General features: G+C 71.8%; 23 protein-coding genes. 8 read left to right on the top strand and 15 right to left on the bottom strand.

The window, feature by feature from the left end:
• Positions 1-16: 16 nt before the first annotated feature.
• The 13 genes from ACFQ11_RS08735 to ACFQ11_RS08675 all read right to left on the bottom strand — a co-directional run bounded on the left by ACFQ11_RS08735 (position 17) and on the right by ACFQ11_RS08675 (position 11,910).
• The gene (locus ACFQ11_RS08735) at positions 17-904 is read right to left on the bottom strand and encodes an MBL fold metallo-hydrolase (protein WP_378297477.1); all 888 of its coding nucleotides are present in this window, start codon (positions 902-904) and stop codon (positions 17-19) included.
• A 23-nt stretch (positions 905-927) separates the two neighbouring features.
• The gene (locus ACFQ11_RS08730) at positions 928-2,016 is read right to left on the bottom strand and encodes a methyltransferase (protein WP_378297476.1); all 1,089 of its coding nucleotides are present in this window, start codon (positions 2,014-2,016) and stop codon (positions 928-930) included.
• Between the two features lie 64 nt (positions 2,017-2,080).
• On the bottom strand, positions 2,081-2,371 hold the full coding sequence (locus ACFQ11_RS08725; protein ID WP_378297475.1) for an antibiotic biosynthesis monooxygenase family protein: 291 nt from the start codon (positions 2,369-2,371) through the stop codon (positions 2,081-2,083).
• A 7-nt stretch (positions 2,372-2,378) separates the two neighbouring features.
• Entirely contained in the window at positions 2,379-3,314 is a 936-nt protein-coding gene (locus ACFQ11_RS08720; protein WP_378297474.1) for an aromatase/cyclase, read from the bottom strand.
• Between the two features lie 37 nt (positions 3,315-3,351).
• Positions 3,352-4,131 (bottom strand): 3-oxoacyl-ACP reductase FabG, encoded by a 780-nt coding sequence (gene fabG, locus ACFQ11_RS08715; RefSeq protein WP_378297473.1) that lies wholly within the window; start codon positions 4,129-4,131, stop codon positions 3,352-3,354.
• 26 nt (positions 4,132-4,157) lie between these two features.
• Positions 4,158-4,406, bottom strand: coding sequence for an acyl carrier protein (locus ACFQ11_RS08710; protein WP_378297472.1), 249 nt, complete (start codon positions 4,404-4,406; stop codon positions 4,158-4,160).
• A gap of 5 nt (positions 4,407-4,411) precedes the next feature.
• Positions 4,412-5,629 carry a ketosynthase chain-length factor gene (locus ACFQ11_RS08705; RefSeq protein ID WP_378297471.1) on the bottom strand — a complete coding sequence of 406 codons (1,218 nt, stop codon included), beginning with the start codon at positions 5,627-5,629 and terminating at the stop codon, positions 4,412-4,414.
• A complete protein-coding gene (locus ACFQ11_RS08700) occupies positions 5,619-6,887 on the bottom strand; it encodes a beta-ketoacyl-[acyl-carrier-protein] synthase family protein (RefSeq protein ID WP_378297470.1) in 1,269 nt (422 codons plus the stop codon). Before ACFQ11_RS08700 ends, ACFQ11_RS08705 begins: the two co-directional genes overlap by 11 nt.
• Before the next feature lie 40 nt (positions 6,888-6,927).
• Complete coding sequence (locus ACFQ11_RS08695; RefSeq protein ID WP_378297469.1) at positions 6,928-8,094, bottom strand: hypothetical protein; 1,167 nt, start codon at positions 8,092-8,094, stop codon at positions 6,928-6,930.
• Positions 8,095-8,105: 11 nt separating this feature from the next.
• A complete protein-coding gene (locus ACFQ11_RS08690; protein WP_378297468.1) occupies positions 8,106-8,435 on the bottom strand; it encodes a muconolactone Delta-isomerase family protein in 330 nt (109 codons plus the stop codon).
• A gap of 70 nt (positions 8,436-8,505) precedes the next feature.
• The gene (locus tag ACFQ11_RS08685) at positions 8,506-9,768 is read right to left on the bottom strand and encodes an activator-dependent family glycosyltransferase (protein ID WP_378297467.1); all 1,263 of its coding nucleotides are present in this window, start codon (positions 9,766-9,768) and stop codon (positions 8,506-8,508) included.
• Between the two features lies 1 nt (position 9,769).
• Complete coding sequence (locus ACFQ11_RS08680; RefSeq protein WP_378297466.1) at positions 9,770-10,861, bottom strand: cytochrome P450 family protein; 1,092 nt, start codon at positions 10,859-10,861, stop codon at positions 9,770-9,772.
• Entirely contained in the window at positions 10,858-11,910 is a 1,053-nt protein-coding gene (locus ACFQ11_RS08675) for a methyltransferase (RefSeq protein WP_378297465.1), read from the bottom strand. Before ACFQ11_RS08675 ends, ACFQ11_RS08680 begins: the two co-directional genes overlap by 4 nt.
• Before the next feature lie 956 nt (positions 11,911-12,866).
• On the opposite strand from ACFQ11_RS08675, the gene ACFQ11_RS08670 reads away from it, so the two are divergent.
• A complete protein-coding gene (locus ACFQ11_RS08670; RefSeq protein ID WP_378297464.1) occupies positions 12,867-13,937 on the top strand; it encodes a glucose-1-phosphate thymidylyltransferase in 1,071 nt (356 codons plus the stop codon).
• A 56-nt stretch (positions 13,938-13,993) separates the two neighbouring features.
• The gene (gene rfbD, locus ACFQ11_RS08665; RefSeq protein WP_378297463.1) at positions 13,994-14,839 is read left to right on the top strand and encodes a dTDP-4-dehydrorhamnose reductase; all 846 of its coding nucleotides are present in this window, start codon (positions 13,994-13,996) and stop codon (positions 14,837-14,839) included.
• Positions 14,840-14,890: 51 nt separating this feature from the next.
• Here the strand turns inward: rfbD and ACFQ11_RS08660 are convergent, their stop codons facing one another.
• Positions 14,891-15,490, bottom strand: a complete 600-nt coding sequence (locus tag ACFQ11_RS08660) for a dTDP-4-dehydrorhamnose 3,5-epimerase family protein (RefSeq protein WP_378297462.1) — start codon at positions 15,488-15,490, stop codon at positions 14,891-14,893.
• Positions 15,491-16,778: 1,288 nt separating this feature from the next.
• Here ACFQ11_RS08660 and ACFQ11_RS08655 point away from each other — a divergent pair.
• The gene (locus tag ACFQ11_RS08655) at positions 16,779-17,540 is read left to right on the top strand and encodes an AfsR/SARP family transcriptional regulator (protein WP_378297461.1); all 762 of its coding nucleotides are present in this window, start codon (positions 16,779-16,781) and stop codon (positions 17,538-17,540) included.
• A gap of 126 nt (positions 17,541-17,666) precedes the next feature.
• Here the strand turns inward: ACFQ11_RS08655 and ACFQ11_RS08650 are convergent, their stop codons facing one another.
• Entirely contained in the window at positions 17,667-19,136 is a 1,470-nt protein-coding gene (locus tag ACFQ11_RS08650) for an MFS transporter (protein ID WP_378297460.1), read from the bottom strand.
• Positions 19,137-19,316: 180 nt separating this feature from the next.
• Here ACFQ11_RS08650 and ACFQ11_RS08645 point away from each other — a divergent pair, with 180 nt between their 5' ends.
• From ACFQ11_RS08645 to ACFQ11_RS08625, 5 genes are all read left to right on the top strand, one after another.
• Entirely contained in the window at positions 19,317-19,802 is a 486-nt protein-coding gene (locus tag ACFQ11_RS08645) for a MarR family winged helix-turn-helix transcriptional regulator (protein WP_378297459.1), read from the top strand.
• A gap of 279 nt (positions 19,803-20,081) precedes the next feature.
• Positions 20,082-21,200 carry a sensor histidine kinase gene (locus ACFQ11_RS08640; RefSeq protein WP_378297458.1) on the top strand — a complete coding sequence of 373 codons (1,119 nt, stop codon included), beginning with the start codon at positions 20,082-20,084 and terminating at the stop codon, positions 21,198-21,200.
• A complete protein-coding gene (locus ACFQ11_RS08635; protein WP_378297457.1) occupies positions 21,197-21,880 on the top strand; it encodes a response regulator in 684 nt (227 codons plus the stop codon). Before ACFQ11_RS08640 ends, ACFQ11_RS08635 begins: the two co-directional genes overlap by 4 nt.
• Positions 21,881-21,970: 90 nt before the next feature.
• A complete protein-coding gene (locus ACFQ11_RS08630; RefSeq protein ID WP_378297456.1) occupies positions 21,971-22,213 on the top strand; it encodes a hypothetical protein in 243 nt (80 codons plus the stop codon).
• Between the two features lie 5 nt (positions 22,214-22,218).
• Complete coding sequence (locus ACFQ11_RS08625) at positions 22,219-24,357, top strand: MMPL family transporter (RefSeq protein ID WP_378297455.1); 2,139 nt, start codon at positions 22,219-22,221, stop codon at positions 24,355-24,357.
• Positions 24,358-24,400 lie beyond the last annotated feature (43 nt).

Raw genomic sequence — 24,400 nt, 5'->3', positions numbered from 1 at the left:
TTCCGCGCGGTCGTCCCTACGCGTGGCACCGGGGCAACCGGCCGCCGTTGAAATCGATCATTTCCCGGAAGGAGTCGAGCACCGGCAGTTCCGCCGCGTACGGCAGCTCCGGTCTCGTGAGTTCGAGATAGGCGCGGTGGAGGTTGCCGACGATCCGCTCCGGATCCAGGAGCTTCGCGAACCTCCCCAGGTCGGCGCGGGACGCGGCCTCCAGAGGCGTCCGGCCCCGCGCGACGCCGTCCCGCGCGACGTCCAGCAGCCATCGCAGGTACTCCTCGTTGTCGTCGATCACCTCCGGGCCCGCGATGTCGCCGTGTCCGCACACGACCACCCGCGGGCCGAGGCCGCGGAGCCGGGCCAGTGCGCGCAGCGAGCCGTGCACCGAGCCCATCAGGACGAACGGCGTCACCCCGTGCATCACGACGTCGCCGGCGAACAGGACGCGCTCGTCCGGCAGCCACGCCACGACGTCGTTGGTGGTGTGCGCCGGCCCCGCGTACAGCAGCTCCGCCGCCCCGTTCTCGAGCCGGATCTCGAGCCGGTCGGGGAACGTGAGCGCCGGGGGGACCAGGGAGATCTCGCCCCAGTCGACGTCCGGCCAGAGCCGCCGCAGGCCCAGGCCGGCCTTCTCGATCTCCCCGGGGGCCGCGTCGTGGGCGATGACGGTCGCGGGCGGCGCGAACACGCAGTTCCCGAAGATGTGGTCTCCGTGGTGGTGCGTGTTCACGACGAACCGGACCGGCCCGCGGCCGAGGCCCGCCACCTCGTCGCGGAACGCGCGCGCCCGGCGCAGCGTCGCGGCGGTGTCGATCGCGACGAGACCGTCCCGGCCGCCGAGGACGCCGGCGTTGTTCACGCACCAGCCGCCCGGCGGCTGCACGTAGGCGTACGCGCCGTCGGCCACCTCAGTGAGCCGCCCGCGACCGGTCACGCCGGCGCGCCCGTCTTCGCCACCGCGATGCTGGAGGGCGCGGACAGGGCCACCGTCTCGGTGAGGCGCAGCCCCGCCCCGTCGAGGAGGTCGCGCAGTTCCCGCTCGGTGCGGTCCCGGCCGCGGGTGAGGGCCAGCATCGTGATGTCCATGAACTTGCCCGGATGCGGGACGTCACCCTCCGGCAGGACCGGGTCGATGATCACCAGCCGGGCGTCGGCGGACATCACGTCCCTGATGTTGCGCAGCACGATGAGCGCCTCGTCGTCGTCGAGCTGGTGGAGCACGTGGGACATCACGTACCCGTCGCCGCCCGCCGGCACGGAGTCGAAGTAGCTGCCGCCGACGAGCTCGATCCGGGACCGGTGGCCGGTGCCCTTCAGGAACTCCTCGGCGCCGGCCACCACGTGCGGCTGGTCGAACAAGACCGCGCTCATATCGGGGTGGCGGTCTAGGATCATCGCGATGAGATGGCCGTGCGCGCCGCCGATGTCGACGAGGCGCTCGATGCCGCCGAAGTCGTAGGCGGCGACGGCGGCCCGCTGGACCTGCCGCGCCCCGTTCCCCATCGCCCTGCTGAAGAGTTCGCTCATCTCCGGCCGGGCGGCCAGGTACTCGAAGAGCGTCGTGCCGTTGACGTGCTCGAAGGCAGGCTCGCCGGTCCTGATGGTGTGCTCGATCGCTCCGTAGGCGTCCCGCATGAACGGCTTGCCCTGCAGCCGGAAGACGTCCCGCATCGAGCGTTCGGCGTCCGAGCGGAGCGTCTCGGCCAGGGCCGTGAGGCCGAACGTGCGCGGGGAGACCTCGGTGAACACGCCCTTGCTGGCGAGCGCCCGCAGGACCCGGTAGAGCGCCTGGTCCTGCGTCTTCGTCCTGGCGGCCAGTTCCTCGACGCTCAGCGGGCCGTCCGCGAGCTGGTCGGCGACGCCCAGCTCGGCGACCGCGCTCAGCATGTGCCCGATCCTCAGGCCGCTGTGGAACTCCGTCATCGCCGCGATCACCGACGCCCCGTCCGTGGGCTGGGCGCCCGCGGACCGGGCATTCGTGGCCCGGGAGTCCGCGGGCCGGTCGACGCGCTTCGACATGTGCATTCCTCTTTCCGATTCGATGGTCCGCCCGCCACGGGCGGGGGGCCGGAGCGCGCCGGGCTCAGGCGCCGTACTCCTGGATGACCTCGCAGAGCAACGATTCCGACGACGCTCGCGCGCGGAGCGCCCGCGCATGCGGCTCGAAGCGGGGATCGGCGACCGCGGCGCGGAGCGCCTCCTCGCCGTCCCATTCCGCGATGTTGAGGTATCGGACGCCCTCGCCGTTCACCCTGACGAGCCGGTGCCGCCGGTACCCCTCCTTCTGCATCATGAATGCCGACGTGTCGGCGAAGCACTTCTCGAAGTCGCCGGGATCGGCGTGGACCTGGAACACGTTGACGAAGAGCAGCACTGCCGCCTCAGCCCCCGTCCTCTCCCTCGACGAAATCCTTCAGCAGGCGCAGCGTCGCCCGGCTGTTCGTGCTCAGCGCCCGGGTCACGAACTCCCGGGCGGCGCCGACGGAACGGGCGTGCTCGGGCAACCGGTCCAGCTCCGCCGGGTCGAGCACCACCGTGTGGCTCGACGTGACGACGGTCGAGCCCCCGTCCGCCTCGGCGAACGACCAGCGCCCCACGTGGCCGTCCAGGAACGGCGGGAAGGCGGTCTGCTTGTAGACGATCGCGCGATGCGGGAAGCAGACGCGGAAGGACGACGTCCGGTGCGTCGAACCGTCGCCGGCCACGGTGTCCATCTCCAGCAGCTGGACGTCGGGGGCGACGATCGTCAGGTCGACGCCGGCGACGTGCGGGAGCCTCTCCCGCCAGACGCCGGCCTCCTCGATGAACTCGTAGGCGGCCCGCACCGGCCCGGCGACCACGATGGTGTCGGAGAACTCGAACACGAGGTCCGCGGAGGCGGCCGCGCGCGTCGCCGCCCTATCGAGGGAGGCGAGCTCGCGGGCGCTGTTGGCCTCCACCGCCCGCTCGATCCACGAGAGGGCCGCCGGGTCGTCGTCCACCGCCGAGAACTCGTGGCCGAGGTCCACCTCGCAGCTCGCGGCGGAGAGGGGCCTGACCGTCCACCGGCCGCGCATCGCCGCCACCGGCTCCTGCGGTATCTCCTGGCCGAACTCGATGCTCAGGTCCGCGCGGTCGAGACGGCGGAGCGACGTCCACGTCTTGACCGTCTCGTTCGCGGTCGCCCAGAGCCGGATCCGCTGCTCGCGCCCGTCCAGGTCGACCTGCTCGGCGTGGATCGTGGGCGGGAAGATCACGGGCCACCCGCGTACGTCCGCCAGCAGGTCGTAGACCGTCGCCGCGGGAGCCTGGACGACCTTCGAATGCCGGGTTCGCACGGGGCTGATTCTGCTGCTCTCCACACTTTCTCCAGACTCAGTAGTTGCCGAGACCGCCGCATACGTTGATCGCCTGCGCCGTGACGGGCGTCGCGGCGTCGGAAACGAGATAGGCGGCCAAGCCGGCGACCTCGTGCGGCGTCGTATAACGTCCGAGCGGGATTTTCGCGCTGAACTGCTCCAGGATCGCCTCTTCGGTCTTGCCGTAGGCTTCCGCGTATCCCTTTCGCACGCGCTCCGCCATCGGCGTCTCCACGTATCCCGGGCAGACCGCGTTCACCGTGACGCCCGTCTTCGCCAATTCCAGCCCGAGGGCCTTGGTGAATCCGACCACCCCGTGCTTCGACGCGGAGTACGGCGCGCCCAGCACCACGCCCTGCTTGCCGCCGGTGGACGCGATATTGATGATCCGGCCCCAGCCCGATTCGAGCATGCCGCCGTTCTTGAGCACCTCGCGCGTCATGTAGAAGACGCTGTTCAGGTTCGTGTCGATCACGTCCAGCCACAGCTCGTCGGCGATCTCGGCCGTGACGCCTCCGCCGCTGCGGCCGGCGTTGTTCACGAGGACGTCGATCCGCCCGTATCTGTCGATCACGGCCCGCACGAGGTCGCGCACCTCGTCGACGTTCCGCACGTCGCACGGGCTTCCCGCCGCCTCGTGGCCCTTGTCCGTCAGGCGGGCGACGGCCTCGCCGACCGCGTCGGGGCGGCGGCCGCACACGTACACGCCGAGGCCGGACTCCGCGAGCTCCTCCGCGATGGCCAGGCCGATGCCGCTCGTCCCACCGGTGACGAGCGCTGTCCTGCCGACGGTCATCGACTTTTCTCCTCCCTTTGGCACGGCTATTCCTCGTTGATCAGGGTGACGATTTCGGACAACGTCGTCGCGGTCGCCAGCTTTTCGTCGTCCACCTTCACTCCGGTATCGCGTTCGATCTCCGCCATCGCCGCCAGGACGGCGATCGAGTCGTAGCCGAGTTCCTCGAGCGTGAATTCCGTGCCGTCGTCCATGGCGCCGGCGACGTCCGGTTCGCCCGCGACCTGGAACAGAATTTTCTGGAGCTCATCGACCGTGATCCGCTGTCCGGCCATCGACTTCACCTCTCCGTAGCTTTCACGACCATCGCCGAATTGAATCCGCCGTATCCCCGCGCCAGGACGAGCGCCGCGCCGAGGTCCTTCTCGCGCGCCTCTCCGACCACCAGATCCAGTGGGTGGTCCGGTTCGGGCGTGCTGTTGATCGTCGGCGGGATCACGCCGTCCCGGAGGGCCAGCAGCGCCAGCGCCAGGTCCAGGACCGGGCCGGCTGAGTAGAGCCGGCCGACCATCGTCTTGGGGACGGTCACGGGTACCCGCCGCGCGCCGAACACGCCCGCGATGGCCGCGGCCTCGTTGTCGTCGAACCGGCGGACGGCATGGCCGTCGGCGAACACCACGTCGATGTCCCCGGGGGCGAGGGAGGCGTCGGCCAGGGCCAGCTCGATGGCCTTGCGGAGCCCCGCGGAGCCGCCGACGGCCGTCCTGTGGTCGAAGGTCGCGGCGTATCCCGCGATCTCGCCGTACGGCTCGCGCGGGATCGGCGCGTCGCCGTCGCCGCGCTGGACGACGAGCATGGCGGCGCCCTCGCCGGGCGCGTAACCGCGGGCCCGGCGGTCGAACGGCAGGTACGCCCGGTCCGGTTCGGCCGCGCGGGTGATCCTGTCGCCGGCGAGCTGCGCGACCCAGGCCCAGGGGCACAGCGTGCTGTCCGCCCCTCCGGTGACCATCAGGCTCAGCCCCCGGCGCAGGTGGCGCCGGGCGTGCGCCACCGCGTCGAGCCCGCCCGCCTGGTCGCCGACGACGACTCCGGCCGGGCCCTTGAGCCGGTGCCGGATGGAGATCTGCCCGGTGTTGACGGCGTAGAACCAGGCGAACGACTGGTAGGGGCTGACGTGGTCGGGGCCCTTGCTCCACAGCTTCTCCAGCTCGCGCTGACCGAACTCGAAGCCGCCCGCGGTCGCGGCCGTGACGACTCCCGCGCCGAACTCGGAGAGGCTCGCCGGGTCGGCCTCGGCGTCGCGCAGCGCGTGCTCGGCGGCGGTCAGCGCCAGCCGTGTCATGTGGTCCGTCTGCGGAATCAGCCTGCTGGGAATGTGCTCTTCCGGGACGAACCCCGGCACTTCGCCCGCTATCCGTGCGGGATACCGGGACGCGTCGAACCGTTCGACCGCCGCCAGCCCGTTCCGTCCGCGCACGGTCTCCGGCCACACCGCGTCGGTGCCGAGCCCGTGGGCGTTCACCAGGCCGATCCCGGTGACGACCGCGCTACCGGTCATCGCCCCGCCCGGTGGTCAGCACCATGGCGCTCTGGAATCCGCCGAAGCCGCTGCCCACGGTGAGCACCACGTCCGTCTTGTGGTCGCGCGCGGTCCGCGGCACGTAGTCCAGGTCGCATTCCGGGTCGGCGTGGAAGAGGTTGGCGGTCGGCGGTACCACGTCGTGCTCCAGGGCGAGGAGCGACGCCGCGATCTCCAGCGATCCGATCGCGCCCAGCGAGTGCCCGATCATCGACTTGATCGAGCTCACCGGCACCTCGTACGCCGCCGGCCCCAGGCTCTTCTTGAACGCCGCCGTCTCGTGGCGGTCGTTCTGCTTCGTCCCCGAGCCGTGCGCGTTGACGTAGTCGACGCTCGCGGGGGCGATCCGCGCCTCGGCGAGCGCCGTCGTGATCGCGTGGGCCATCTCGCGGCCGTCCTTGCGCAGGCCCGTCATGTGGTGCGCGTTCGCCGTCGAGGCGAAGCCCGCCACCTCCCCGCGCAGGGGCGCGTCGCGGGAACGGGCACGGTGCATGTTCTCCAGGACGAAGACGGCCGCCCCCTCCCCCAGCACGAACCCGTTGCGGGTCCGGTCGAACGGGCGCGACGCCGCCTCCGGGGCGTCGTTGCGGGGCGTCGTCGCCTTGATCGCGTCGAAGCAGGCCATCGTGATCGGCGAGATCGGCGCGTCGCTCGCGCCGGCGATCACGAGGTCGGCGGTCCCCTCGCGGATCAGTTCCGCGCCGTACCCGACCGCGTCGAGGCCCGAGGTGCAGCCGGTGGACACGACGGTGACCGGGCCCTGCGCGTCCATCAGCCACGCGACCTCGGCGGCGATCGAGCTGGGCACGAACTGCTCGTACAGCCGGGGCGAGGCGTACTCGTGGTCCACCAGCCAGGTCCGGCCCTCGTCGCTGACGATCCGGTACTCCGAGTCCAGGGACATCGTCGCGCCGACGGCGCTTCCGATCACCACGGCGACGCGGTGGGGGTCGACGGCCGCGAAGTCGACGCCGCTCGAGGCCACCGCCTCCCGGGCGGCGACCACGCAGAGCTGGGCCACGCGGTCCATCCGGCGGATCTCCCGCGGGGTGAACCCGTGCGCGGCCGGATCGAAGTCGATCTCGGCGGCCACCTGGGACCGGAACGGGGACGGGTCGAAGAAGGTGATCCTCCGGGTTGCCGAACGTCCGTCGCTCAACAACGACCAGAAACTCTTCTCCCCGATCGCGCCCGGGGACATGACGCCGAGTCCTGTGACGGCGACTCGCTGAGACATTTTCACCTCTGGTGAGGACGGTCGGGTCGGGGCGGTTTCGTTACGTGAGTCCCTGGCGGGGGATGAACGGCGGGATGCCGCCATCGATGTTGAATCCCTTGTCGATGAACGCGAGGTTCCGGTACAGGTGGATTCCGTGCAGCATCGAGGCCGTGCCGTCCTCGGCGGCGCCCGCCGCATTCCGGTGCTCCTCGTGATGGAGGAGGTCCACCAGCGATTTCAGCAGCCCGATCGACGTCGACGGGCCGGCCGTGTCGGAGTCGTCGCCGCCATAGCCCGGGCAGTAGGACGTCCACATGTCCTCGATCACGTACGTGCCGCCGGTACGCAGATGCCGGAACAGGGCCGAGAACGAGTTCAGCACGTGCTGATTGACGTGGCTTCCGTCGTCGATGATGATGTCGAACGGCCCGTACTCCCGGTTGATCTCCGCGAGCCATTCCGCGTCGTTCTGGTCGCCTCGGAGGGTCTTGATCCTCGGCTGGTCGAGGCCGGACTTGTCGAATACGTCGATCCCGAAGATGAGCGCGCGGGGAAAGTACCGGCGCCACATGAGAAGCGATCCGCCGCCGGTGCTGCGCCCCTCGTACCCGCCGATACCGATCTCAAGAATTCTGAGGCGCTCGTGGCGTATCGCGCCGAAATGGCGTTCGTAATGCGGTGTGAACCAGTGCAGGCCACCCCACTTGTCGGAGAGGTAGCGGGTCGACAGCTCGCCGAGGTCCGGGGCGGGCGCGTCGATGCCGGACAGCACCGCGGCCGTCGCCCGCTGGGAGTACAGCACCGACTCCAGCAGCGGCCTGTCCGCCGACGGGTCGTGCGACTCCGCGAACCGCGAGCGGATCGTCCGCCGGGCGGGTTTGGGCGTCCGCGCGCACCCGAAGACGTCCCGCACCAGGTCGGCGCAGTCGTAGCCGATGACGTGCACCGCGGTCGCGCTCGTCCCCTCCGAGACCTCCGTCCGTCCGTCGGGGTGGACCTGGAAGACGTAGGAGATCGGTTCCGGCGGGCTCCCGCCGGTGATCTCCAGGGCGACGTCGAACGGGCGGTGGACGTTCGCGGGGGCGGCCCGGAAAACGATCTCCTCGGTCAGCAGCCGCGCCACCCGGACCGCGCCGATTCCGTTGATCGCCTCCCGCAACTCGTCGTCGCGGGCCTCCGCGGCCCTGATGAGCCATTCGATCTCGTCAAGCTTGAGGTCGTCCATTATCCGCTCTCTCAGGAATCGGTGGATCCGGTGTTCGATGAAGTCGCCTCCTCGCCCCACGTGCTCGGATCGAAACCCTCGCGGTTCGCGAGGGGAATGATCTCGAACTGCAGGTGGTGGCTGATGGGATTGGCGTAGAGCGCCTCCAGAAGCCGCTCGTGGGAGTCGACGTCGTAGACGTTGAGCCCGCCCTGGGCGCCGACGCGGATCCAGCTGTGCCGGATGACGCCCTCATCGATCAGTTTGCGATGGTAGGAGAACCCGTTCTGCAGCATTTGACGGAACTCGGGGAGTGCCTGGCTCGAGGGGAGCGGCGAAACGAGCACGGCGAACAGGGCCATGGAGAACCTCCGAGAGCGCGGCCAACAGGTGTCGAGGGATATCGGCAAGGCATGTTTTCCGGCCGCACGCTCAGCCGGGCGGGCCTTGCGGGGATTTCGCGAAATCCTCCAGTTGCGGGACGATTCCGCTGGGCGGGGGCTGCCGCCGCATGCTCTCCCGGACCGCCCGCGCGGCGGCCCGGTAGCCGTCGTCCGCCAGCATCGAGGCGACCGTCTCGCGAACGGCGGCCGGCGTCGCCTCGTCCGGCCGCAGGTAGACGCCCGCCCCCAGCTCGGCGAGCTGCCGGCCGCGGTACACGTTGTCCCACAGGCTCGTGGAGATCAGTTGCGGTACGCCCGCCTCGAGGGCACTGGCCCACGTGCCGGTGCCGCCGTGGTGGACGATCGCGTCGCAGGTCGGGAGCAGCACCCGGAGCGGCACGAAGTCGACGAACCTGACCCGGTCCGGCATCGGGCCGACCTCGGCCTGTTCCGCCTCGCCGAGGGTGGCCACCACCTCGACGTCCAGCTCCGCCAGCTCCTTCAGGACCCCCTTGACGTCGACCGGATCGGCGTAGTCGCCTCCGCGCGCCGTGATCCCCATCGTGAGCGCCACCCTGGGACGCCTCGGCGGCTCGCGCAGCCATGCGGGAACCACCGACGTCCCGTTGTAGGGCACGTAGCGGGCGGGGATGACGGGGCGGGGAGTCGGCAGCCGCATCTCGGGGGGCGAGAGCTCCACCTGGCACTGGCCGAAGAGCAGGTCGTCGTCGAACGCGCCGCCGTGCTCGGCGACGGCGGCCTCCAGCCAGTCCCGGAGCGCGTCGTCGCGCAGCCACGGCGGCCGGGTGTCGAGCGCGGCCGCCACCTTCCGCCGCATCCGGTAGAACAGGTCGGGACACCAGACCAGGCGGCAGTGCGGGACGTCCATGGCCGCGCCGACGACCGCCCCGGCGAAGGTGAACTGCTCCCAGACGATGAGGGACGGGCGCCAGAACGCGGCATAGTCCGCCAGCTCCCTGATGAAGCGGTCGTCGCTCACCAGCGCGTAGAAGGTTCCGGTGAGGACGTCGTTGTCGCTCAGCACCTTCTCGGCCGTCTCGTCGAGCTCTCCCGTGAAGTCGATGCCGGCGTAGTACTCCACGAGGTCGCCGCCGAGCCGCCCCAGCAGGGCCGCGTGCTCGTCGCCCGTGCCCACGGGGACGGCGGTGAGGCCGGCGGCCGTCACCCGGCCGACGAGCTTGGGCTTGACGGCGACGTGCACCTGGTGGCCCGCGGCCTGCAGCGCCCACGCGAGGGGAACGAGGGTGTTGAAGTGCGCCTCCACCGGCAGGCACGTCATGAGGACGCGCATGTCACGACACCCCCCGTCCCGCTGCTGCCACGGGCAACCGGACGACCGCCCGCGTCACCGGTGCCCGCAGCCGGCGGGCGATGCGCCCGGACGGCCGGAGGCGGTCCAGATGACCGCGGAGCGCCGCGACCGTCCGCACCGCGATCGCGGTCGCGGGGACGGCGGATCGCGGCAGGGCCGCGGCCGCGGAGGCGAGGGCCTCTTCAGGGCCGCGCTCCCCCGCCGGCGCGGTGTTCAAGACGAGGACGCGCGTGTTCTCCTCGATCCGGTCACCGTCGAGGTCGACGTCCTCCCAGGCGAACAACCTCTGGAGCCGCAGCGGAGGGTCCCGGAACAGGACGCCCGGCTCCGCCGCGTCCCCCGCATCGCCCGGCGGCCGCGCGGCACCGGCCGGCGCCGGCCGCCCGAGCGCGCGGAGCATCGCGTCGGCGGCCATGACGCAGGCGAGTTCGCCGCCGAGGACCGCGAGCGCGAGCCCGTCCGCACCGACCAGCTCCCGCAGCCGGCCCAGCGCCTCCGGCAGCCCGCGCGCCTCCGGCGGCCGGGGCGGGCAGACGGCCGCGTCCAGGGCGACGCCCGTCCGGCCCGTCAGGCGCCGGAAGTCGTCCCGCCGCCGCGCCGGGAGCCGCAGGGTGTCGCAGAGCACGCCGGCGACGACCGGCCTGATGACGTCGCCCACCAGGTCGAGCTCCGCCGCCCGGTCGCGCGCCCGCAGGGCGGCTTCCACGGCGGCGTCCACCTCGTCGTGCACGGCCGCCGGTCCGGGCGCGCCGGCGCCGCTCTCCGCGGCGATGACCGCGTCGACGCACGGCAGCGTGTACTGCCGCGCGGCGTCCGGCGCCTTCGGGACGCGGTGGAACCGCTCGTCCCGCAGGATGCGGCGGGCGGGTTCGCGCCCGGTCACCACGACCGAGCCGTCCCGTCCCCGGTACAGCGGTCCCTCCTCGCGCAGCCGCGCGGCGGGCGCCTCGTCGCCCTCCTCCGCCAGCAGCAGCCGCGCGAGCAGATCACCCCGGGACGCGTGGACCCGCTGGACCGCGCGTTCGATGAGCAGCGGCTCTGCGGCCTGCCCGCCGCCGCGGTGGACGGTCATCGCGCGCCCTCCGCGGACGGCCGCCCGCCGGGCACGGCCTCGATCAGGGAGATGTCGACGGGGTCGAGCCGCCCGACCCGGGCCACCTCGAAGCCGGCCGCCCGGCAGAGGTCCTCGAAGTCCTCCCGGGTGCGTTCCCGGCCGCCGAGCGCGTTCATCATGTTGAGGTCGCTGAGGCGCGAGTAGAGCGTGCCCGAGCCCGCGCCGGACGTGTCGAGGACCGGCTCGAAGATCAGCAGCCGGCCGTCGTCCGGGATCGCGGCGCGGCAGTTCCGCAGGATCTCGCGCGCCGCGGTGTCGTCCCAGTCGTGCAGGACGCTCTTCAGCATGTAGATCCGGGCCCCGCGGGGCACGGACTCGAAGAAGTCCCCCGCCGTGACGGTGCATCGGGACGCCACGTGGGCCTCACCGAGGGTCGCCTCCGCCTGGGCGACCCCGGCGGCGGTGTCGAAGAGCATCCCCTTGAGCCGGGGGTGCGCCGCGAGGATCGCGGACAGCAGCGTTCCGTCGCCGCCGCCGACGTCCATGACCGTCGCGCCCTCCGGGAAGTCGTAGGCCGCGGCGATCTCCTTGGCGATGACCTGCGAGCCGCTCCGCATCGCCAGGTTGAGGCTCCGGTAGAGCTCGGGGTGGGCGTTGAGGTACCCGAAGAAGTCCAGCCCGTTGCGTTCCTTGAACGCGCACCTGCCGGTCAGCACCGCGCTCTTCAGCTCGCGCCAGCCGACCAGGTCCGCGATGTGGACGGTGGTCAGCGCGGCCAGATCGGCGAGCGAGTGCGGGTGCGTCGTGCGCAGCAGTTCGCCGCTCCCGGTCAGGGTGAAATGCCCGTCCCCGTCCTCGGTGCACAAACCGAGCGCGGCGAGCGCCTTCAGCAGTCTGGTCAGATTGGTCTCGTCCGCTCCCAGACTTCGGGCCAGGTCGGCGGGATCCGTGCGCCCGGCGCCGATTTCATCCGGGATCTCGAGGTCGAGGGCGACAGCCAGCGCCTGCCCGGCGATATTGGAGTACAGCAGCGTGAATATGCGCTCGCGGTCGGCGCTCGAAGTCATTCTGAACCCTCTTTCCTGTTCTTTCTCCCGAAGAGTATGCACGGGTGCTCAATGGCGGCTTGAGACGCGGATGAGGGCGGACTGAGGCGTGGTCCCGAAGGTTTTCGCGAGGTGATGCCGCGCGTTCATCGAGTGTTGCGACCTCGGGATCGATGCGTTCCCGGGCCGTGCCGCCGCATCGCCGAAGGGGCCGCCGGGCGGGTTCCGGTACTCGGCGGAGGCGGCACGCGCGGTTCGTCCGGTGCCCCGCCGGCACCCGCTCTCCCCGATACGGCGACCGACATGCACCTCCGTGAACGACCTGGTCAGAGGCACGACGAACGCCGATGAGCACGACGATCGCCGGGCGCGCCGTCCGGGCGGCGCGGATCCGCACGAATCGGCGCGGCCGTACGCGGCACCACCGGCGCCCCGGGGAAGACCGGCCACCATGCCTCGTTCCCCTCGGCCGGACGCATGGGCGCCACCGGGGTCCGTCCACGGCTATTTCGCCACATCACCATGACATTCAGCCTCTCCAGACCCACTTGAGATCTCGGAATGCCCTCCGGCCCGTGACAATGAGGTCATCGACGTCGCGCACCCCGGAGAGGCCCTCGCCTGTGATCGCCGCCACTTTGCCATGTGTGGCGTGGTATAACATCGAGCGGCTACGTTCTTCCGTGGGTACGTTTCCACCACGAAGGTGGAGGCGTTCCATCGGCCACAGGTCGTTCCCCGCCCGCGGCCGATAGCCAACCGAACCCAACTGCGTATTCGCCGGGACGACCAAGTACGCATCGCGCTTCTGTCAATCAAACCGAGCCCTATTCGGGCTCTCGTCGGCATGGCCACGCCCTTATGCCGGCGAGAGCCGGACAAGGAGGGACCGTGAAGGACACTCGGCCGACGAACCCGCGCGCCGTGCGCCGCCGTGTCGACGCCGCGGCCACGGACGAGACCCGGCGGGGCCCCGGATGAAGGCGCTCGTCCTGGCGGGCGGGTCCGGCTCCCGGATGAGACCGTTCACCCACAGCTTCGCCAAGCAGCTGGTCCCGGTCGCCAACAAGCCGGTGCTGTTCTACGGCCTGGAGGCCATCCGGGACGCCGGCATCCACGAGGTCGGCATCGTCGTCGGCGCCACCGCACGCGAGATCAGGGACGCGGTCGGCGACGGATCGCGGTTCGGCCTGAAGGTGACCTACCTGCGCCAGGACGCCCCGCGCGGCCTCGCGCACGCCGTTCTCATCGCCCGCGAGTACCTCGGCGACGACGACTTCGTCATGTACCTGGGCGACAACTTCATCATGGGCGGCATCGAGGACTTCGTGGACCGGTTCCGGCGGGATCGGCCCCACGCGCAGATCCTGCTGACCGAGGTCCCCGACCCGCGGCCGTTCGGCGTGGCGGAGCTCGGCTCCGGCGGTCGCGTGGTCGGGCTGGAGGAGAAGCCCGAACGGCCGAAGAGCGACCTGATCCTCGTCGGGGTGTACCTGTTCGGGCCCGCGGTGCACGAGGCGGTGGCCGGGCTTCGCCCGTCCCGGCGCGGCGAGCTGGAGATCACCGACGCCGTTCAGCGGCTGATCGACCGCGGTCGCCGGGTGGAGTCCACGCGCCTCTCCGGCTACTGGAAGGACACCGGCAACGTCGACGACATGCTCGAGGTCAACCGGCTGGTCCTGGAGACCCTGGAGCCTTCGGCGGAGGCCGGCGAGGTGGACGGGACCGGCGAGCTGATCGGCCGGGTGGTGCTGGGCGCGGGAGCCCGCGTCCTCGGCTCGCGCGTCGTCGGCCCGGTCGTGATCGGGCCTGGTTCGGTCGTCCGCGACTCCTACGTGGGGCCGTTCACGTCCATCGACCGCGACTGCACCGTCACCGGCAGCGAGATCGAGCACTCGATCGTGCTGCGCGGCGCCCGGATCGACGGTGTCGGACGCATCCGTTCGTCGCTCATCGGCAGAGAGGCGCGGGTGGTGCCCGCGCCGCGCGTGCCCAACACGCACCGGCTCCTCCTGGGCGACCACAGCAGCGTGCAGATCAGCAGGTGACCTGACGGGACGGTGCCGGGCGGAGGGGCCGGCCCGAACGAGCCGAAGGGGTTCGGATGACGTGGATGGTGACGGGAGCCGCCGGAATGCTCGGCAGGGACCTGGTGGACCGGCTGCGGGCACGCGGCCTCGGTGTCCTCGCCGTCTCCCGCGGCGACCTGGACGTGTGCGCGGCGGACGACGTGCGGAACGCCGTACGGCGGGCCCGGCCGACGGTCGTGGTCAACTGCGCCGGATGGACGGCCGTCGACGATGCCGAGGCCCACGAGGACGCCGCTCTGGCGGTCAACGGCACCGCGGTGGGCGTCCTGGCGGAGGCGTGCGCGGACAACGGGGCCAGGCTGGTGCAGATATCCACCGACTACGTCTTCGACGGCCGCGGCGGCCGCCCCTACCCCGAGCACGCGGCCACGGCCCCGCTGAACGCCTACGGCCGCACCAAGCTCGCCGGTGAGCGGGCCGTGCTCGGCACCGGGGACGGCTACGTGGTGCGCACCGCGTGGCTGTACGGGGCGCACGGCCGCAACTTCGTCCGCACGATGATCCGGCTGGCCGCCGAGCGCGACACCGTGGAGGTGGTCGACGACCAGCACGGGCAGCCGACGTGGACCCGGGCGCTCGCCGAGCAGATCATCGCACTGGTCCACGCGGACGCGCCCGCAGGCGTGTACCACGGGACCAACGCGGGCCGCACCACCTGGTACGGCCTGGCGCGCGAGGTCTTCGCCCTGCTCGGGCTCGACCCCGGCCGGGTGCGCCCGACCACGAGCGCGAAGTTCCCGCGCCCGGCCGTCCGCCCCGCCTGCACCGTGCTGGGGCACGCCCGCTGGGCGGAGACCGGCCTGCCGCCGATGGCGCACTGGCGCGACGCGCTCCACGAGGCGTGGCCCGCCCTGCGATGAGCGAGGAGCGCCCGGAGCGCGGCCGGCCGGGCGCACCGGGCCGGCCGCCCCTCAGGCCGGGTCGGCGTTGCCGGCGTAGAAGTCCAGGCATTCCGCGTAGCCGGGGAGCACCCCCGATTCCCGCACGGCGGCGAGCGGCGGCGCGGCCGCGTCCCTGGCCGACAGGATCGGCTCGATGTCTTCGGGCCATCGGATGCCCAGTTCCGGATCCAGCGGATCGATCGTGTGCTCGCGCTCGGGCGCGTACGGCTCCGAGCACATGTACACCATCGTCGCGTCGTCGGTCAGCGCCATGAAGGCGCGGCCGAGCCCCTCGGCGAGGTAGAGGCAGCGGCGGTTCTCGTCGTCCAGCCGGACCGCCTCCCAGCGGCCGAAGCCGGGAGAACCGACGCGCAGATCGACCACGACCTCCAGGATCTCGCCGCGGACGCAGGCGATGTACTTGGCCTGACCGGGCGGCACCTCGGCGACGTGCAGGCCGCGCAGGACGCCCCGCGCGGAGACCGAGCAGTTGGTCTGCGACGGCCTCAGTGAACGGCCGGTGCGCTTGCGGAATTCCTCGGCCCGGAAGACCTCATGGAACGACCCGCGATGGTCGCTGTGAATTCGGGGAGTGTACAGAAACGCGCCTTGGATGCTGAGTTCCTCCACGGGAGGATAATCGCACACGTCATACCGGAGTGACAGGTGCGCCGGCGGAACGGCCGGGCCGCCCGGTCGATCCGGCGGCACGCGGCGGCCCTGCCGAACCGACCCGCACGCGTCGACGTCGCTGATCACCGGGGCGGGGCGGAGCGGGCTCCTCTCCCGTGATGCGAGTGGACGGCCGAAAGCGGTCTTGCCGATCCGGGATCGTGCAACCCTCGACGCGGAGGCCTTCCTGGCGACTTCGCCCAAGTAAAGATTTCCCCAAGTGAGGCGCGCGGGCCGCTCACGGGCTCGCACTTCAGAGGCACTGGCCTCTTGCGACCCTTGGACAACTCTACGAGGACGGTGAACTACGCCGGGTCAACACGGAGGTTGCCGACCGAGCCGGATTCGGCCGAAAATTGAAACTTCTACGAGCTTCTGAGTGCAGATTTCGGCCCTGCTCCGCCCCTCTGACATGGCCGCCGAAAGCAGGGAAGCGCTCCCCGGAGACACACCCATGGCTCTCATTAATCAAGAATGCCGTTACACAGGGACGATCTTCAGAAAGCTGCGAGCACGAACGGCCCGGGTCCTTCACCTGGAAGCTCCCGCCAGGCAGACCTCAACACCGCCCGCTCGGCCGACAGCATGCGCACTCCCCAGTTCCAGGAGCACGACCAGCACGTCTGCTGTGGCAGCACGGACGAGAACACGCCCCCCAACCCGCCCGTGCGGGGCGGCACGGGGGGCTGTCGACGACCATGTACGAAACTCGTAAGTGACGCATATCACGTAACCCTCGGATGGCTTCCATATCGATGGCCGCCAGGGTCGTCCGGTACGCGAAACGACACCTTCGGCCTTGATCGTTCACACCATGTGGAACGATCACACCGAATGTGAGAACGCTGCCGTCATACGGCCGTGATGGGCCGGGCACACCGGCCGAACCTTGCGGGGCAACGAGCGATGAATCATTCTGTAGCGGTGCACAGCGGCGCGGGGAGTTCCGCGCCGTCGGGCATTCCTCACCACCGGGTCGGCTCCCGACACGGCCCGGGGCATTGACACAGCGAACGGCTCCTCGCAGAGGACCGTGCCTAGACGTCCAGACGACCCCTCCTTGTCGCGCGGGCACGCGTCGACAATCACGACGCAGCGCCAGATCGAACGAACCCGCGAGCCTGGAAGATGACACCTTAAACACTACCCAAAGGAATCTTTACCAAGTATTGACTTGGTCGATATCGCGCGAATGCGTAGCATTTTCGGTTAGCACGAACACAGAAAGACACATATTTTCGGGGAGGTGTCATTCTTGTTGCGTTTTGAACTTCTAGGTCCACTCGAGATCCTCAACAAGGACACGGTGGTCACACCGTCAACACCGAAGTTGCGTCAGGTTCTCGCACTTCTGTCCATGCGCGCCAATCAGGTCGTCGGCATGGACGTGCTCGTCCAGGAACTGTGGGACGCCGACCCCCCGCGCAGCGCGATCACCACGTTGCAGACGTACGTCTGCCAGCTCAGACGATGGCTCGCCGAGAGCGATCCGGAGCTGCACCCGGAGGAGACCCTTCGCACCAGGCCGCGCGGGTACGTCCTGCAGGTGGACGACGACCGGCTCGACGTCCGCGTCTTCGAGAGGCTGGTCGAGGACGGCGAGCGGCTGTCGCGCGCCGGCAGGTCGGGGCTCGCGATGGAGCGCCTGGCGGAGGCGGCCGGCCTCTGGCGGGGCCCCGTCCTGGCCGACGTGACCTGCGGCGTCCTCCTCAAGACGCATGCCGCGCACCTCGAGGAGCTGCGGCTGCGCGCGATCGAGCTGCGGGTCCAGACGGGGATGGCGATGGGCCAGCATCGCCATCTGGTGGCGGAGCTGCAGTCGCTCACCGCGACCTACCCGCTCAACGAATGGCTGCACGCCCAGCTCATGCAGGCGCTCAACCGGTGCGGCCGTCGCGGCGACGCGCTGAAGGCCTACCACGGCCTGCGCGTCGTGCTCGCCGAGGAACTCGGCGTCGACCCGAGCCCCGAGCTGAAGCGGCTCCACGAGCAGCTCCTTCGCCTCTGACCCGGGTCGGCGGGCGGCGCCGTGCGCTCGTCCGGCACCGTGCCGGGCCGGGCACGGGGGGCACGGCGCTCGCCGGTGCGGGGGTCGACCGGGCATGACGGTTCCCTCGTCTCCTTGTTACGGCGGTCAGGCGGTCACCATCGCCTGCTCCGGCGACTCGTCCGGAGCGGGGTCCGGACGGTGATGGCGCGGTAGCAGGAAGCTGGCGGCCAGGGCGAGCGCGAGCAGGCCGATCCCCAGCCACAGTGACGTGGCCATGGCGTCTCCGAAGTCCCGGACGCGGGAGCCGTCCGGGCCCCCGTGCAGGCGGGCGAAGAAGACGGTGCCGATCACGGCGACGCCGATGGAGTTGCCGAGCTGGCCGGTGGTGTTGAACAGCCCGGAGCCGGTGCCCGCCTCGGCGGGCGGCACGTCGGTCAGGGTCAGTACGGCGATGGGCGAGGTCACCAGCCCCATGCCGGCGGCGCCGACGAGGACGCCGGGCAGGAAGGCCGTCCACCCGGTGGCGCCGGTGGCGCCGGCCGCGGCGAGCGCGAGCAGGGCGAAGCCGGCGGCGTTGAGGACCAGCCCGATCTGGATCGTCAGCCGCCCGATCTTGGGGAGCAGCACCCCGGCGGACACACCGGCGACGACGGCCACGACGATCGACCAGGGCAGCAGCATCAGCCCGGCGCGCATCGCGCCGTAGCCCAGCCCGAGCTGGAGGAACTGCATGAACACGAGGAAGAATCCGACGATCGGGGCCAGGTAGGTCAACTGCACGACCAGGCCCGCGGACAACGTCCGGATGCGCAGGAGCCCCATGCGCAGCAGCGGTTCGCCGCCGCGCAAGGCCAGGCGGCGCTGATGCGCGACGAATCCGGCCAGGACCGCGAGACCGGCGAGGACGGAGGCGGTGGCCCAGCCGGACCACCGCGGCCGCTCGGCGGCGGTGATCAGCGGGTAGAGCACCAGCACGAGCCCGACCGTGGAGATGCCGACCCCGGCCAGGTCGAGGCGGGCGGCGCGGCTCCTCCCGCCTTCCGGCAGCAGCCGCCAGGCGACCGGCATGGTGACGGCGCCCACCACGACGTTGACGAAGAACACCATCCGCCACCCGGTGCCGAACAGGTCCCAGTTCACCAGCAGGGGGCCGAAGACCATGCCCAGCGCCGCGGCCAGCGGCGTGAGCGCGGAGTACGCCGCCAGCGCCGCTCCCCGCTCCGCGGGGGCGTACATCACCTGGATCTGTGACAGCACCTGCGGGATCATCGCGGCGGCGAACACGCCCTGCACCACCCGCGCGCCCACCAGCATGCCCGGAGCGACGGAGAGCCCGCACAGGACCGAGGCCGCGAGGAACCCGCCCATCCCGGCCAGGAACACCCGCTTGTGCCCGAGCCGGTCTCCGATGCGCGCACCCGTGATCAGGCCGAGGGCCAGCGCCAGCGTGTAGCCGGAGGACATCCACACCACCGAGGCGGGACTGGCGTGCAGATCGGTCTCCAACGGCGGCAGGACGACGTAGAGGATCGTGACGTCCATCAGGTCCATGAACGCCGCCAGAAGGATCGCCAGCAGGGCGATCGTGCGCCGCCGTCCCGAAATCGTCGGCACGGCGGCGGAGATATGCGCCACGGGTTCTCGTCCCCCTCGATACGACGGCTCACCATGAAAGATCTCTGCGTGACGCAGTCATTGTGCCACACAACCACTGTGTCGCGCAGTAATTGGGTGACGCAGGAGGACCGGCTATGGTTGGCGTGGACAAAGCAGCAGGAAAGGGCGGGCTCGCGCATGGGCGATGAGCAGTCGAGGACGGCGGCCGAGCGCGTGCTGGCGGCCATGCCGGACTGGGGGCACGCCGTAGCCCAGCTCAACGCCCTCATCGCCGAGCGGATGGGCGTGACGACCAGCGACCTGGACTGCCTGGACGCGCTGAACAAGCACGGTCCCGCCACGGCGAGCACGCTGGTCGGCCGGGTGGGGCTCACGTCGGGGTCGGTGTCGCGGATGCTCGACCGGCTCGACGCGGCCGGATGCATCAGGCGCCGCCCCGATCCCGCGGACCGGCGCCGGGTGCTGATCGAGCCGACCGCCGAGGGCCTGGAACAGGTCCGGTCCTACTACGCCGGCCTGGCCGCCTGCACGCTCGACGACCTGGCCGAGTTCACCGACGAGGAGCTCGCCGTGGTGCAGCGCTTCATCGACAAGGCCCGCAGGAGCACGACCGACGAACTGGCCCGGCTGCGGCGGACCCCGCCCGCAGGCGCCCGGCCGTAGCCGCACGGCGCGCACCCGGTCACGGCGAGTCCCGCCGTCCGTCTCCGCGGGCGGTTCGGGGACGGGCGGAGCGCCCCAGGGACCGATCGGGGCGGCACGGAGGGCACGTTCGGCGGCGTCACGTTCGATTGCGTCGGCGGCGGACTTCATCGAGCGACCGCCGGTGGGCGGCTACCGCGCCGGTTGCGGGTGCGGGCGTGCACGTACCCCCACGGTTGCGGGTACGGTCGCACCTCCGTGCCGAGCCGCCGCGGCGGGCCCGCCGTCTAGGCTGACCGCATGCGTGCTCGATGGCGGGTGACGGACGAGGCGCTCGCCGTCGCGGTCCTGGTGGTGGTGGCCCTCGGCAGCCTGCGGTCGCTCATCGGCGCGCGCGAGGAGCCGTGGGCGCAGACCGCGGTCGGCTGGGTGCTGATCTTCGTGGCGTGCGGGGTCCTGTTCGCCCGCCGGGCGCGGCTCGCCGCCGCGCTCGTCTGCACGGTCGCGACGGGCGTCTACTACATCTTCAGCACCTACGACGGGCCGCTGATGATCGCGCCGATCCTGTCGCTGTACCTGCTCGCGTCCCGGGGACGGCTGCAGGCGGCGTCCGGCATCGCGGCGCTGATCGTCATCGGCACCGCGCTCGGTACGCTGTCCGGCAACGGCGACGTCAACGGCGTCGCGCTGTTCATGCTGGCGGGCTGGGTGGTGGCGATGGTGGCGCTGGGCTGGGTGCGGCACAGCCGCCGCGCCTTCCTCGCCGAGGCGGAGCGCCGCGCGGCGGGCGACGAGCGGCTGCGCATCGCCCGGGAGCTGCACGACGTCACCGGGCACCACATCTCGCTGATCAACGTGCAGGCGGGCACCGCGCTGCACCGCTTCCACCGCGACCCGGCGCAGGCCGAAGCGGCGCTGGCGGCGATCAAGGAGACGAGCCGGGAGGCGCTGCGGGAGCTGCGGGCGACGCTCGGCGTGCTGCGGCAGGCCGACGAGGACGCGCCCACCGCGCCCGTCCCGGGCCTGGACCGGATCGGGGAGCTGGTCGAGCCGGCGCGGGCCGCGGGCCTGGACGTCCGCGTCCGCGCCGGCGGCGAGGACCGTCCGGTGCCCACCGAGGTCGGGCTGGCCGCCTACCGGATCGTCCAGGAGTCCCTCACGAACGTGGTGCGGCACGCGGGCGCCGCGCACGTGACCGTCCGCGTGGAGCGGGGCGCCCGGGAGGTGCTGGTCGAGGTCGCCGACGACGGCCGCGGCCCCGGCGCGGCCGGGGAGGACGCCGCCGTCCCCGGCAGCGGCATCCTCGGAATGCGCGAGCGCGCCCGCGCGCTCGGCGGCGACCTCACCGCGGGCCCCGGCCCGGACGGCGGTCACCTCGTCCGCGCCCGCCTCCCGTACCGGAACGGAGACGAACGATGATCAAGGTTCTGCTGGCGGACGACCAGCGGCTGGTGCGCGCCGGGTTCGGCTCCATCCTCGACGACGAGGAGGACATCACGGTCGTCGGCGAGGCCGCCGACGGGGAGCGGGCCCTCGCCGCGTGCCGGGAGCTGCGCCCCGACGTGGTCCTGATGGACATCCGGATGCCCGGGATGGACGGCCTGGAGGCGGCCCGCCTGATCGCGCGGGACCGGCGGCTGGACGACGTCCGCGTCGTCATCCTCACGACCTTCGACCTCGACGAGTACGTCTACGGCGCGCTGCGCGCGGGCGCCAGCGGGTTCCTGCTCAAGGACACCGAGCCCGAGGAGCTGATCCACGCCGTCCGGGTCGCGGCGCGGGGCGACGCGCTGATCACCCCGTCGGTCACCCGGCGGCTGATCGCGGAGTTCGCCGGGCGGGTCACCGCGCCCGCGCCCGGGCCGCGGCTGAACGCGCTCACCGAGCGGGAGCGCGAGGTGATGCTGCTGGTCGCGGCCGGGCTGAGCAACGACGAGATCGCCGCGAAGCTCGTGCTGAGCCCCGCGACGGCCAAGACGCACGTGAGCCGGATCATGTCGAAGCTGGACGTGCGGGACCGGTCGCAGCTCGTCGTCATGGCGTACGAGTCGGCGATGGTCAGCCCACGCTGGATGAGCGAGCGGCAACCGGGGCGGTAGTCCGGCGGGACGACCGCAACCCGCGTGGTAGCGCGGATGCCCGCCGCAGGCCGATGCCGCGGGGGACGCCGCGCCCCGACCGTGGGTCCCATGACATCGACTGCGAGCAAGAAGGCCGGCGCCGCGCTCGTCGGCTTCCTCGTCGGCGGGGCCGCGGGGTTCGTGCTGACCGAGACCATCGCCATCTTCTTCCACTTCGTGCTGGACACCACCCTCGACGTCGAGGGCGACGCCGCGCTGCTCGCCCTGTTCGCCGGCCTGCCGCTCGTCGGCGCGGTCGTCGGCGCGGTCGTCGGCGCCCGGGTCGCGGGCCGCGGCGGGACGGGGCGGTGAGCCGGATGCACACGAACACCACCGGAACCCGCGCGGACTCGACGGACGCGCGTCCGGGCGTCTTCGGGCGGCTGGCGTCCTGGTCGCAGCGCCACCGCTGGGTCGCACTGCTGCTGTGGGTCGCGGTCGTCGCCGGGATCACCGTCGGCTCCCAGGCGGCGGGCAGCGCCTACCACAACGACTTCTCGCTGCCCGGAACCGATTCGCAGGCCGCGTCCGACCTGATGGAGCGGCACGGGTCCGTGCAGGGCGGCGCGACCGTCCAGATCGTCATGCAGGACGAGCGGGGCCTGCGCGGCGACCGAGCGGTCATCGCACCGATGCTGGACGAGGTGCGGGGACTTCCGGGCGTCGCCGCGGTCGGCGGTCCGTTCGATCCGCGCGGCGGCGGCGGACTGGCGGAGGACGGCACGATCGGGTACGCCACCGTCACCCTCGACGGCTCCGCCGAGGACGTGCCGAAGGAGCACGTCACCGAGATCATGGAGACCGCGCAGGGCGCCGAGGGCGACGGGTTGCGGGTGGAGCTGGGCGGCGACCCCGTCCGGAACGCCGAGGAGGGCGGGGGCGGCGCCGCCGAGGGCGCCGGGATGCTCGCCGCCCTGGTCATCCTCGTGTTCCTGTTCGGTTCCCTCGTCGCGGCGGCGCTGCCGCTGGTCACCGCCCTGTTCGCGGTCGGCGGCGCGGTCGGGCTGATCGCGCTGGCCTCGCACGCGTTCACCGTCGCCGACTTCACCCCGCCGATCATGATGCTGATCGGGCTCGGCGTCGGAGTCGACTACGCGCTGCTGATCTTCTACCGGTTCCGGCACGAGCTGATCCGCGGCGCCGACCCCGCCGGGGCGGCCCGCGCCGCCCTCGACGCGGCCGGACGCACCGTCTTCTTCGCCGGCTGCACGGTGATCATCGCGCTGCTCGGCCTGGTCGTCCTCGGCCTCGGCTCCCTGCAGGGCGTCGCGCTCGCCGTCGCGCTGACCGTCCTGATGACGATGGCGGCCGCGCTGACCCTGCTGCCCGCGCTGCTGGCGGTCTTCGGCGGCCGCATCCACCGGAACGTCCGCAAGCGCGCCCACAAGGTGCGGGACGAGCGGTGGCGGCGGCTCGGGGCGGCCGTGCAGCGCCGCCCGTGGCCCGCGCTGCTGATCCCGGTCGCCGCGCTGCTGGCGCTGTCGGCGCCCGCGCTCGACATGCGGCTCGGCTTCGCCGACGCGGGCAACGAGGCCCCGTCGTCCACCAGCCGGCAGGCGTACGATCTGCTCGCCGAGGGCTTCGGCCCCGGGTTCAACGGGCCCCTGATCGTGGTGACCGAGGGCGCGCCCGCGGGCCTGAGCGAGACCCTCCGGGACGCGCCCGGCATCGCCTCCGCGAGCCCCGCGTTTCCGTCGTCCGACGGCGGGGCGCACACCGTGATCGCCTACCCGGAGACGTCGCCGCAGGACGAGGAGACCGCCGAGCTCGTCCGCACGCTGCGCCAGGACGTCCTGCCGTCCCTCGCGGAGCGGACCGGCGCCGAGTACCTCGTCGGCGGCCCGACGGCCGCCGCGCAGGACTTCGCCGACTCCGTCGCCGACCGGATACCGCTGTTCGTCGCCGTCGTGGTCGGGCTGTCGGCCCTCCTGCTCATGGTGGTGTTCCGGTCGCTGCTGATCCCGCTCAAGGCGGCGGTGCTGAACCTGCTGTCGATCGCCGCCGCGCTCGGTGCGATCACGCTCGTGTTCCAGGACGGCCGGTTCGGCGTCCCGCCGGGCCCGATCGAGTCGTTCATCCCGGTGATGATCTTCGCGATCGTGTTCGGGCTGTCGATGGACTACGAGGTGTTCCTCGTGTCCCGGATGCACGAGGAGTGGGAGCGGACCCGCGACTCGGCGCACGCCGTCCGCGAGGGCCTCGCCGCCACGGGCAAGGTCATCACGGCCGCCGCGGCGATCATGATCGTGGTGTTCGGCGCGTTCGTCCTCAGCCCCGACCGGATGCTCCAGCAGTTCGGCCTGGGCCTGGCCGTCGCCGTCCTCCTGGACGCCGTGGTGATCCGCTGCCTGATCGTCCCGGCGATCATGCGTCTGCTCGGCGACCGCGCCTGGTGGCTGCCCGCCCCCCTGGCCCGCGTACTCCCCCGGGTCGCCCTCGAGCGCCCGGAGCACTGACGTCCCGTCCCGGGCGGGCGCCCGCGATGGCCGCGGGCGCCCG

Origin of the sequence: Actinomadura sediminis (assembly GCF_042675525.1) — a bacterium.
Lineage (GTDB): Bacteria > Actinomycetota > Actinomycetes > Streptosporangiales > Streptosporangiaceae > Spirillospora > Spirillospora sediminis.
This window is presented reverse-complemented; position numbering and strand designations above follow the sequence as displayed.

Bases quoted from the DNA above. Each gene is read 5' to 3' on its own strand.
- ACFQ11_RS08680 (WP_378297466.1), bottom strand. From the start codon at position 10,861: ATGACCGTCCACCGCGGCGGCGGGCAGGCCGCAGAGCCGCTGCTCATC.
- ACFQ11_RS08685 (WP_378297467.1), bottom strand. From the start codon at position 9,768: ATGCGCGTCCTCATGACGTGCCTGCCGGTGGAGGCGCACTTCAACACC.
- fabG (WP_378297473.1), bottom strand. From the start codon at position 4,131: ATGACCGTCGGCAGGACAGCGCTCGTCACCGGTGGGACGAGCGGCATC.
- ACFQ11_RS08675 (WP_378297465.1), bottom strand. From the start codon at position 11,910: ATGACTTCGAGCGCCGACCGCGAGCGCATATTCACGCTGCTGTACTCC.
- ACFQ11_RS08695 (WP_378297469.1), bottom strand. From the start codon at position 8,094: ATGGACGACCTCAAGCTTGACGAGATCGAATGGCTCATCAGGGCCGCG.
- rfbD (WP_378297463.1), top strand. From the start codon at position 13,994: ATGACGTGGATGGTGACGGGAGCCGCCGGAATGCTCGGCAGGGACCTG.
- ACFQ11_RS08670 (WP_378297464.1), top strand. From the start codon at position 12,867: ATGAAGGCGCTCGTCCTGGCGGGCGGGTCCGGCTCCCGGATGAGACCG.
- ACFQ11_RS08645 (WP_378297459.1), top strand. From the start codon at position 19,317: ATGGGCGATGAGCAGTCGAGGACGGCGGCCGAGCGCGTGCTGGCGGCC.
- ACFQ11_RS08640 (WP_378297458.1), top strand. From the start codon at position 20,082: ATGCGTGCTCGATGGCGGGTGACGGACGAGGCGCTCGCCGTCGCGGTC.
- ACFQ11_RS08700 (WP_378297470.1), bottom strand. From the start codon at position 6,887: ATGTCTCAGCGAGTCGCCGTCACAGGACTCGGCGTCATGTCCCCGGGC.
- ACFQ11_RS08710 (WP_378297472.1), bottom strand. From the start codon at position 4,406: ATGGCCGGACAGCGGATCACGGTCGATGAGCTCCAGAAAATTCTGTTC.
- ACFQ11_RS08625 (WP_378297455.1), top strand. From the start codon at position 22,219: ATGCACACGAACACCACCGGAACCCGCGCGGACTCGACGGACGCGCGT.
- ACFQ11_RS08630 (WP_378297456.1), top strand. From the start codon at position 21,971: ATGACATCGACTGCGAGCAAGAAGGCCGGCGCCGCGCTCGTCGGCTTC.
- ACFQ11_RS08705 (WP_378297471.1), bottom strand. From the start codon at position 5,629: ATGACCGGTAGCGCGGTCGTCACCGGGATCGGCCTGGTGAACGCCCAC.
- ACFQ11_RS08690 (WP_378297468.1), bottom strand. From the start codon at position 8,435: ATGGCCCTGTTCGCCGTGCTCGTTTCGCCGCTCCCCTCGAGCCAGGCA.
- ACFQ11_RS08635 (WP_378297457.1), top strand. From the start codon at position 21,197: ATGATCAAGGTTCTGCTGGCGGACGACCAGCGGCTGGTGCGCGCCGGG.
- ACFQ11_RS08730 (WP_378297476.1), bottom strand. From the start codon at position 2,016: ATGTCGAAGCGCGTCGACCGGCCCGCGGACTCCCGGGCCACGAATGCC.